A 9130-nucleotide genomic window follows, 5' to 3' on the forward strand; every position below is an offset into this window, starting at 1 on the left:
CTCGGTGCAGGTGAAGACCCGCTGAGCGGCCGATGAGAAAGTGGATGTAGTCCAGGTCATCGCACTTCGGTGGGTTCATGGGCATCACCCCCTTTGGAGAAGCTTGGCTAAGCACTCTCCTCCTAGCACACAGAAGAATGTCCAGTCAACTGCAACTGCGTAACTCCTACCGGTATCAGTCGGCGCAGTCGCCGAGGGGGTAGGCGTGCTTGCAGTGGGGGCAGCGCTGCTTGAGGCCGCAGGCGGCCACGAAGCCCTCGGGCAGTTCCATCCCGCAGGCCAGGCACACCCGTTTGCGCTTGTCGAGGAAGAGCTCGAGGTCGGGCGCCGGGTTGCGCGCCGTAGCTTCGCCAGGGGTGGGCTCGCGGCGGCTCATGGGCTACCGGCCGTGGATCGTCGCCAGCAATTCCTCGTGGATGTGGCCGTTGGAGGCCATGAGGTAGCGGTTGCCCATGCGGTAGGGCTCGCCGTGGATGCCGGTGATCCTGCCGCCCGCCTCCTCGACCAGCAGCCAGCCCGCCGCCACGTCCCAGGGGTTGAGCTTGACCTCCCAGAAGCCGTCGAGCCGCCCGCAGGCCACGTAGGCGAGGTCGAGGGCGGCGGCGCCGGGGCGGCGCACGGTGATGCCCTTGAAGAGGACGCGCTCGAGGTAGGTCAGGTTTTCGCGGTCGCGGGCGACGTCGTAGGGGAAGCCGGTGGCGATGAGGCTGCCCAGCAGCTTGGGCGACCGCGAGACCCGCATGGGCCGCCCGTTGAAGTAGGCCCCGCCGCCGCGGGTCGCGGTGAAGAGGTCGCCGCGGGCGGTGTCGAGCACCACGCCCACCATCACCTCGCCGCGCACCTCGAGCCCGATGCTCACGCAGTAGAAGGGGAAGCCGTGGGCGTAATTCACGGTGCCGTCGAGCGGGTCCACGATCCAGCGGTACTCGCCCTCGCCCTGCTGGCCCTCCTCCTCGCCGAGCACCACGTGGCCGGGGTGCCGCTGCTCGATGAGGGCGCGGATGGCGGCCTCGGCCTCCTTGTCGGCTTGGGTCACGACGTCGGTGGGGGTGGACTTGGTGCTCTGGGTGAAGCCTTTGTCCTGGTAGAGCTGGTGGATGCCTCGAGCCACGTAAGCCGCGGCGAGCGCGGTCTCGAGGAAGGGGCGCAGGTCCATACCCGCCTACCATACCAGGACTCCGGCCCAGCCCGAAGGCTCCCCTCATGCGGCCCAAACCCTCGGCCGGTTTAATCGGACCGGGAGGAGCCCATGAAGCTACGCCTCGGTCTTTTCGCCTTTGTGGCCCTGCTCTTCGCCGGGTGCATCCCGGTCGTCGTGCAGCCCGACGCCCCCCCGCCCGCCGGGGTGACGGCGCTCGAGGTGCGCACCAACTCGGCCGACGCCGTGGTCTTCGTGGACGGCCGCGAGGCCGGGCGGGTGGGCTCGGACCGCGTGCTCGTCTTCAGCCGCATCCAGCCGGGCAGCCACGAGGTGGTGGTGCTGGCGCCGGGCTACGAGGCCTTCGTCCAGAACATCCGCATCGCCGCGGGGCAGTACTTCCGGCTCGACGTGGTTCTGCGGCGGCTGTAACGCCCCGCGCCCGGCCCGCTGTTACCTGGCGGTAACGTGCCTCGAGCTACCCTCGCCTCGAAGGACGGTCGGGGGAGGACGCGGGTGCGGGTGCTCAACGTACGGCTCAAGCTCAACCAGATCCGCCGCGTCGACGAGGGCAACGGCATTGGCAGCGCCGAGCCCTGCTTGTGGACGGTGTTCTTCAAGATCGACGGCGACACCGCCCGGGTGAGCCCGGCCCTGGCGCTCACGGGCACCGCCACCGTGCGCGGCACCCCGGGCAGCCACGTCAACCTGTCCGGCCACGACGCCGAACCCGGCGAGGCGATCGCCATCCCCTCGGCGGTCGGGGAGTTCAACACCGTGCTGCGGCCCATCCCGCTCGAGCAGCCCCTCGGCGTCGGTGACGTAGGGGGCGTGGTGGGGTGCGTCGCCGTCCTGACGGAGGAGGGCGGCGCGGTGGGCCCGGCCCTCGCCAGGGGACACGCCGCGCTCGACAAGGCCGTGCGCGAGAGCCTCGACGCGCTCGTCCCCACCCTGAACTTCGCGCACCAGGAGCCCACCGGCGCCGGGATCGAGCAGATGAAGGCCAAAGTCGGCGCGGCGGTGACCAGGGCCGTCGAGAACAGCGTCTCGGCGCGGGAATGGCTGAAGGGCTTCGGCAACGTGGACGACCGCGCCGGCGGCGGGGTCTTCTTCTACGACCACGAAGAGCTCGAGCGGGCCGCGGGCACGTCCGGCCTGGAGATCTGCCAGCGCTGGCGCGGCGAGGGCGGCTGGGAGCTGCGCGGCCGGGTCACGGCGACCCTGGCGTAGGCGGCGGTGAGCCGTGGGCGATCTTCCGCGCCACTAAAAACCGGTGCCTTCCCGTCAGGTCGGCCCTGACCTGAACCCCTTGCCAGCCCTGGCCTGCCGCCTCCTCGGCCAGGGTTGGCGCGTTGTCGGGGGAGAGCTCGAGCGCCAGCCAGCCCCCGGGCCCCAGCGCCCCGTAGGCGCGCTCGAGCAATTCGCGGGGCATGTCCAGCCCGTCGGGGCCCGAGTACAGCGCGACGTCGCGCTCGTAGGCCAGCTCGGGCGGGGCTTCGGCGCGGTACGCCTCCGGCAGGTAGGGCGGGTTGGAGATCAGCAGGTCGAAGCCGCCCAGCCCGGCGGTGAAGGCCCCCTCGAGCACCTCCACCGCCAAGCCCAGCCGCTCGGCGTTGGCCCGCGCCAACTCGGCCGCCGCCGGGTCGACGTCGGTAGCCCACACCCGCGCGTCGGGGCGGGCGTGCTTGAGCGCCAGCGCGATGGCCCCCGTCCCGGTCCCCACGTCCAGCACGCGGGGGCTGGGGCGCTGGGCGATGAGCTCCAGCCCCAACTCCACCAGCGCCTCGGTCTCGGGCCGGGGGATCAGCACCCCCTCGCGCACCTCGAGGGTCAGGCCGCAGAACTCCACGTCGCCCAGCAGGAGCTGGAGCGGGTAGCCCGCCAGGCGCCGCTCGAGCCAGCCCCGCACCCGCGCCCCGGCTTCGGCCCCCACCTCCTCGCCCAGGCGCAGCAGAAGGCCCTGGGAGCTGGTCCCCAGGGCCTTGGCGAGCAGCCAGTAGGCCTCCTGGCTCGGCTTGTGGGCGCTCTCGAGGCGGTTCCCCAGCTCGTTGAGCAGTGCCCGCACCGTCACGGCTACTCGGCGTCGGGGGCGGTGTCGGGCTCTTCGGGCAGTGGCGGCGCGTTAGGGTCGCGCGGCAGGATGACCACGTGCCGCTCCTCGCCCTCGCCGTAGGAGGTGGTGGTGACGCGCGGGTGCTGCTTGAACATCAGGTGGATCATCCGGCGCTCGCTGGCCCGCATGGGCGGCAGCTCCACCGGCTGCCCGCTGACCTCCACCTGCAGCACCGCGTCGGAGGCCATGCGCTTGATGCGCTCCTCCTGGCGCTTGCGGTACCCGGCGGCGTCGAGGATCACCCGGTAGGCCCCGCCGAACTGCTTGGCCATGTACGCGTTGGCGACGAACTCCACCGCCTTGAGGGTGCGCCCCTCCTTGCCGATGAAGCGTCCCAGGTCGCCGCCGAGCACCTCCACCCGCAGCAATTCCCCGTCCTGCCGCACGTCCAGCGAATAGGCCGGGTCGAGCCGCAGCAGCAGCCCCACCATGAAGCTCTCGAGCGCCCGCTTCGGGTCGCTTTCACCCGCCGTGCTCGGGGCCACTACCCCTACCGGCTCTTCCTCCTTGAGCACGGTGGCAGGCGGTGCCTCGCCCTCCCCGATGCCCAGGTCGGAGAGCAGGTCATCCAGACCCCTCTTCTTCTCGTCCATGAGCAATAGAATATAACGCTCGGGGCCGAACGCCCAACGCGCGGTAGCCGATAGCCGAACGCCCAACGCCTAACGCCGGTCGTACGTCGTACGTCCTGTGTCGTACGCCAAACGCCAAAACGCAAGACGCAAGACGCAAGACGCAAGACGCAAAACGCAAGACGCCAAACGCCAAACGCATAGACCCTCGGCTCTAAGCCTTGATGCCGGCGGGGAGGGAAGGGGAGGGATGGACCACGAGGCACACGCTAGGGGCCACGAGCTGACGGCTGACCGCTGAAGGCTGATGGCTGATGGCTGATGGCTTCCTGCTATACTCAGTAGGTTATGGATTTGCCGACCCTGCAACACCGACTCGATGCCCTCAGGGGGTATCTTTGACATCGCCGGTAAGGAAGACCGGCTAAAAGAACTCGAGCACAAGCTCAACGACCCCAACCTCTGGAACAACCCCGGCGAGGCGCGGGCCGTCTCGCAGGAGAGCACCCGGCTGCGGCGGGCGGTCGAGGGCTATAGGCGCCTGGAGTCCGACCTGCAGGGGCTCCTCGAGCTATGGCCCGAGATGAGCGCGGAGGAGCGCGAGCAGATGCAGCCCGAGCTCGAGGCCGCCGCCCGGCAGCTCGAGGAGCTCTACCACCAGACCCTGCTCTCCTTCCCCTACGCCGAGAACGCCGCCATCGTGACCATCAAGCCGGGGGCGGGGGGCACCGAGGCCTGCGACTGGGCCGAGATGCTGCTGCGCATGTACACCCGCTTCGCCGAGCGCCGCGGCTTCAGCCTCGAGATGATCGACCTCGAGCCCGGCGCCGAGGCGGGCATCGACTACGCGCAGTTCATCGTGCGCGGGGAGAACGCCTACGGCCTGCTCTCGCCCGAGGCCGGGGTGCACCGCCTGGTGCGGCCTTCGCCCTTCAACGCCCAGGGCAAGCGCCAGACCAGCTTCGCCGCGCTCGAGATCATGCCCGAGGTCGATGAGTCCGTGGACGTGCAGATCAACCCCGAGGACCTGCGCATCGACGTGATGCGCTCGCAGGGCAAGGGCGGGCAGGGGGTCAACACCACCGACTCCGCCGTGCGCGTCGTCCACCTCCCGACCGGCATCATCGTCAAGTGCCAGGTCACGCGCAGCCAGCAGAAGAACAAAGAGATGGCCATGAACATCCTGCGCTCGAAGCTCTTCGAGATCGAGTGGAGGAAGAAGCAGGAGGAGCTGGCCCGCCTCAAGGGCGAGTCGCGCCCCATCGAGTGGGGCAGCCAGATCCGGAGCTACGTGCTCGACAAGCAGTACATCAAGGACCACCGCACCGGCGAGATGCGCCACGACCCCGACCAGGTGCTCGACGGCGACCTCGAAAGCTTGATCTGGGCGGGGCTGGAGTGGAAGGCCGGGCGGCGGGAGACGGTCGCCGTGGGCGACGACGAGTAGGGCAGTGAGCGGGGGTCGCGCAGTGGGGCGACACCCGTGAGCCGGGTCATCCTCATCGCCGGGAACGTGGCCGTGCATGAGGCTTGCGGTCCTCGAGAACAGCGAGTAGCACGCTGTCTATCACGCGCCCAAAAAACGGCAGGAGGATCATTTGATCCTCCTGCTAAAAACCAGGACTGGGTTACTTGGGACGCAACTCGCACCGGGGTAAACGGCGTATTTCCCGACTGCTTATGGGCTCCACGTCCCGCGCCCAACTGCCGATCAAGCCATTGCCTGCCCAGATAGGCCCTTCCTTGAAGGTGAAGCAATAGATCGCTCTGCGATCATCGAAGCTCTTTTTGTTATCTTCGAGAAATACAATGGTTGCCAACATCCCATTCTTGTAGTAGATGGCAAGTACGTCATCCTCGCCAGCCAGGCCATCATAGCTAATGTAATCACTATCCAGGCTGGGCTTTCCCCGTAGGACAAAGGTCCGGGAGGTGGCGTTTGGACCTTCTAGGGTGAGTTCCCAAACAGCTCCTGCCTTGATAGGAAACTCATCCGCGGACATAAGGCTTGGTGCACAACCGGCCAGCAAGAGGATACCGAAGACGAAAAACCGACTGAAGGACTTGGGGCGCATCAACAACCTCCTACGAGAGGATAACAGCTAATGATTCCAGATGTGCCAGAAATGCACATCAACCAACCTCGAGGCTCGGCGCTATTTGGGCCTCTCGAGCTGTTCAGCAAAAGCTGAATCCCAGACTTTGACTTTGAAAGCTATCGAGTCGGTGGTTAGCTCGAGCCTCAGCAGGGTAATCGCTACGCTGACCAGCCGAATGCCGGGGCTGATCGGGTTATTGGGGCATGGCTCGAACGGCGGCTCACCCTTCGTCGCGCAGCCGCTCGAGGTCGCGGCAAGCAGGCGGGGAGAGGAGGTAGCGGCGGAACAGGGACATTGCTTTTATGGTCGCATAAGTGTCGGTGGTCGGTAGCCGGTAGCGGGATGCCGGGCGCGGGTCGTACTCCTGGGTCGTACATCGTACGTCCTACCTCGTACGCAAGACGCCAAACGCAAAACGCCAAACGCCAAACGCCAAACGCCAAACGCCAAACGCCTTGGCCCTCGACCCTTGACAAACCACTAACCACGGGCCTTTGGCTGATGGCTGACCGCTGACAGCTGATCGCTTACCGCTCCCCGTCCTAAAGCCCACCTCCACCGCTTTCTCACCCTCTTCTAGCCGAACGCTTAGTAAGGTTCAGACTGATTCTTTTCCGCAGGGGGTGGGGATGCGTATTTTAGGGATCGTTGCACTGGTTTGGGTGATGTTTTCGGGGGCTTTCGGTCAGAAGGCCCAGCAGTTCGACATCTACCGCTTCGCCGTGCCGCAGGGTTGGGAGCGGCAGGACCGGGAGGGGGTGGTCTTCCTGCTGCCTCGAGGCCTGACGGGCAAGCAGGTGGTGCTGATGACGGTGCTCCCCAGCCAGGAGTTCGGGGGTGACCTCCGGGAGTGGTTCGAGCAGGCGCTGGGGCGCTTCCACCAGGACCACGAGGTGCTCGAGCGCACCGAGGTCCAGACCAGCCGGGCCCAGCCCGGCGACTACCCCGTGCTCGCGCAGGGGGTGGTCGTGCGGGACCCGAAGGGTACGACCCAGTACCGCTTCTACGTCGCAGGCCAGGCCGGAGGGCGGGTGGCGCTGGTGATGTACGCGACGAACTCGAGCGAGCTTTTCCTCCGGTACGAGCCCGCCTTCAAAGCTTTCCTCGACTCGCTCGAGTTCCACCCGGCCCAGGCCAGCGCGCCCAAGCCGGGCCCTTCCGCGCCCCCGCCCACGGCCAAGCTGCCGCCCGTCAAGAGCCCCACCTACGCCGACATCGTGCGGCTGAAGCTCGACCCCGAGCGCCAGCCCCTGCCCGACGAGTTCCGCTGCTACGCCTTCGCCAAGGGCGACGACTACTCCAAGCCCGCCTTCGCGTTCCAGTTCTTCGGGAAGAACCAGTACCGCACGCCCGGCGGCAGCGGAACCTACGCCCTCAAGGCCGACGGCAGCCTGAGCTACGTGGTGTGGAAGAGCGGGCCCTTCGCGGGCTCGAGCGACGCGTTTTTGCTGTTCGACGACTACGGCCAGCAGCTCGAGCTGCGCGACGTGGGGCCCCAGGAGCGCGACTACTACTGCTACCAGCAGGGCGCGCGCGAGCAGGTCGCCCGCCTCGAGTTCCGCTTCCGCGACCCGCAGCCGGGCAGCTACCCCTGTGTCCGCACCGACGGCTCCAACCAGCGCGGCGGCACCCTGGAGATCCTCCCCGGTCGGCGCTACCGCTTCGGGGGCGGCGAAGGCCGCTACACCGCCGACGTCCTGGGCCAGCAGGACGAGGACTACGGCCGCGTGGAGTTCGCCAGCGGCCCCCTGGCCGAGCGCGACGCGTTCTACTCCGAGGACGAGACGGGCCTGCGCCAGTTCACCGTGCACGGGAAGGACCGCCTGGAGTGCCGCCTGACGGTCGCCAAGCCCACCCGCCTTCCGCGCTTCGGCCCGGCCAAGGCCCCGCCCCCGCCGCCCGGCTCGGGGGGCCTCGAGGGGCGCTTTTATAGCTGGGGCCTCGACGTGATGGCCTCCAGCGGTACCCCCAGGTGCGGCGGGCTGTGCTGGGACCTCTATTTCTTCCACAAGAACGGCTACGTCTACACCGGCGAGCCCGAGGAGGGCCTGGAGGAGGCCGACTGCAGCCGCACCAAGCCCAACGGCTTCCCGGTGTGCGAGGTCTACCGCGTCCAGGGCAACCAGATCGTCATCGGCGGGGGCAAGCCCGTGGCCTTCCAGCGCAGTGCCGGGGGGCTCAAGCTCGGCGGGAAGACCCTCACGCGCCTCGAGCCCCTCGACGGCCTCAAGCTCCAGGGCCGCTACCGCTCGCTGTCCGCCTTCAGCACCAGCGTCGGCGGCAGCGGGGGCGGCTTCTCGGAGGTGGTGCTCACCTTCGGCCGCGACGGCCGCTTCGTGCGCGAGGGCGTGTCGGGCTACTCCTTCAACGCCACCGACACCGGGACTCCCGGCGGCGACACTACCGCGGGAGTGGCCGTGGGCAGCCAGCGCAGCAACAGCGGGACCTACCGCTTCTTCGGGAACACCCTCGAGCTCGAGTTCGGCGACGGGCGGGTGGTGCGCTACTTCGCCTTCGTGGGCGAGCGCGACAAGGGCGGGAAGGTCAAGCTCCTGCGCCTGGGTGGGCGCGACTACTCGCTCGAGGAGAAATAGGGCGGTTCGCGGCTGGGGGTGGCCTGGTGACGCAGAACCGCGGTGGGGCTCGGGCACCGATTGGCATTAGACCCGGACCCACCCTTTAGAAGGATGCCCGCGCCCACGCGGCGGCCGACACTGAGCGCGACGGCTGGGGACGAGGGGTTGTGCGCAGCGCCCCAGGCCTCAGCCCCGGAGGGACTCATGAGCCGATCGAAACAGCAAGGCAGTACCCGGCAGCGAAGCGGCCAGGGCCAGCGCGGCGGTGCACAGGGCGAGGGCACCCGCGAGGTCCGGGGCGGGGTCGCCCAAAAGGTCCAGCCCGACGAGCAACTCGCCGCCATCGTAGGCAAGGAGCCGCTCACCCGGGCCGAACTCACCAAGCGGATCTGGGATTACATCAAGTCCAACGACCTCCAGGACACCGAAGACCGCCGCCAGATCCTCGCCGACGACCGCCTGCGCCCCATCTTCGGCAAGGACCGGGTCTCGATGTTCGAGATGACCAAGCTGGTCAACATGCACGTGCGTTGAGCAGGAATTGGCAAGGGTCTGATGGGTTGAGCCGTCAGCTTTCAGCGGAAGGCTCGGCCCATGCTAGACCCCTTCCCGCGCGCGGGGAGGGGNNANAC

General features: G+C 68.0%; 10 protein-coding genes. 5 read left to right on the forward strand and 5 right to left on the reverse strand.

Annotation, left to right across the window (positions count from 1 at the left end; genetic code table 11):
• Positions 1-175 precede the first annotated feature (175 nt).
• Both MEICH_RS0110260 and MEICH_RS0110265 read right to left on the reverse strand, forming a co-directional pair.
• Entirely contained in the window at positions 176-376 is a 201-nt protein-coding gene (locus MEICH_RS0110260) for a hypothetical protein (protein ID WP_027892541.1), read from the reverse strand.
• Positions 377-379: 3 nt separating this feature from the next.
• Positions 380-1156 (reverse strand): inositol monophosphatase family protein, encoded by a 777-nt coding sequence (locus MEICH_RS0110265; protein WP_027892542.1) that lies wholly within the window; start codon positions 1154-1156, stop codon positions 380-382.
• A gap of 93 nt (positions 1157-1249) precedes the next feature.
• Between MEICH_RS0110265 and MEICH_RS0110270 the strand changes: the two genes are divergently transcribed.
• Complete coding sequence (locus MEICH_RS0110270; RefSeq protein ID WP_036218492.1) at positions 1250-1570, forward strand: PEGA domain-containing protein; 321 nt, start codon at positions 1250-1252, stop codon at positions 1568-1570.
• Positions 1571-1654: 84 nt separating this feature from the next.
• Positions 1655-2368 carry a hypothetical protein gene (locus MEICH_RS0110275; protein WP_027892544.1) on the forward strand — a complete coding sequence of 238 codons (714 nt, stop codon included), beginning with the start codon at positions 1655-1657 and terminating at the stop codon, positions 2366-2368.
• Here MEICH_RS0110275 and prmC read toward each other — a convergent pair.
• Positions 2349-3209 (reverse strand): peptide chain release factor N(5)-glutamine methyltransferase, encoded by an 861-nt coding sequence (gene prmC, locus MEICH_RS24555; RefSeq protein WP_051304092.1) that lies wholly within the window; start codon positions 3207-3209, stop codon positions 2349-2351. The genes MEICH_RS0110275 and prmC overlap by 20 nt on opposite strands.
• Before the next feature lie 2 nt (positions 3210-3211).
• Positions 3212-3844: a Jag family protein gene (locus tag MEICH_RS0110285; protein ID WP_027892545.1), complete on the reverse strand. Its 633-nt coding sequence runs from the start codon at positions 3842-3844 to the stop codon at positions 3212-3214.
• Positions 3845-4171: 327 nt separating this feature from the next.
• Between MEICH_RS0110285 and prfB the strand changes: the two genes are divergently transcribed.
• Positions 4172-5270, forward strand: a protein-coding gene (gene prfB, locus MEICH_RS24560; RefSeq protein WP_157202707.1) for a peptide chain release factor 2 whose coding sequence is annotated in 2 segments (ribosomal slippage) — positions 4172-4222 and positions 4224-5270 — 1098 coding nt in all. Because the reading frame shifts where the segments join, the coding sequence is not laid out codon by codon here.
• A gap of 181 nt (positions 5271-5451) precedes the next feature.
• On the opposite strand, the gene MEICH_RS28600 is transcribed toward prfB, so the two are convergent.
• A complete protein-coding gene (locus tag MEICH_RS28600; protein WP_157202708.1) occupies positions 5452-5898 on the reverse strand; it encodes a hypothetical protein in 447 nt (148 codons plus the stop codon).
• Positions 5899-6551: 653 nt separating this feature from the next.
• On the opposite strand from MEICH_RS28600, the gene MEICH_RS0110295 reads away from it, so the two are divergent.
• Positions 6552-8516: a hypothetical protein gene (locus MEICH_RS0110295; RefSeq protein ID WP_169730653.1), complete on the forward strand. Its 1965-nt coding sequence runs from the start codon at positions 6552-6554 to the stop codon at positions 8514-8516.
• A 186-nt stretch (positions 8517-8702) separates the two neighbouring features.
• Entirely contained in the window at positions 8703-9032 is a 330-nt protein-coding gene (locus MEICH_RS27975) for an SWIB/MDM2 domain-containing protein (RefSeq protein ID WP_027892547.1), read from the forward strand.
• Positions 9033-9130: the final 98 nt, after the last annotated feature.

Origin of the sequence: Calidithermus chliarophilus DSM 9957, from assembly GCF_000430045.1 — a bacterium.
GTDB lineage: Bacteria > Deinococcota > Deinococci > Deinococcales > Thermaceae > Calidithermus > Calidithermus chliarophilus.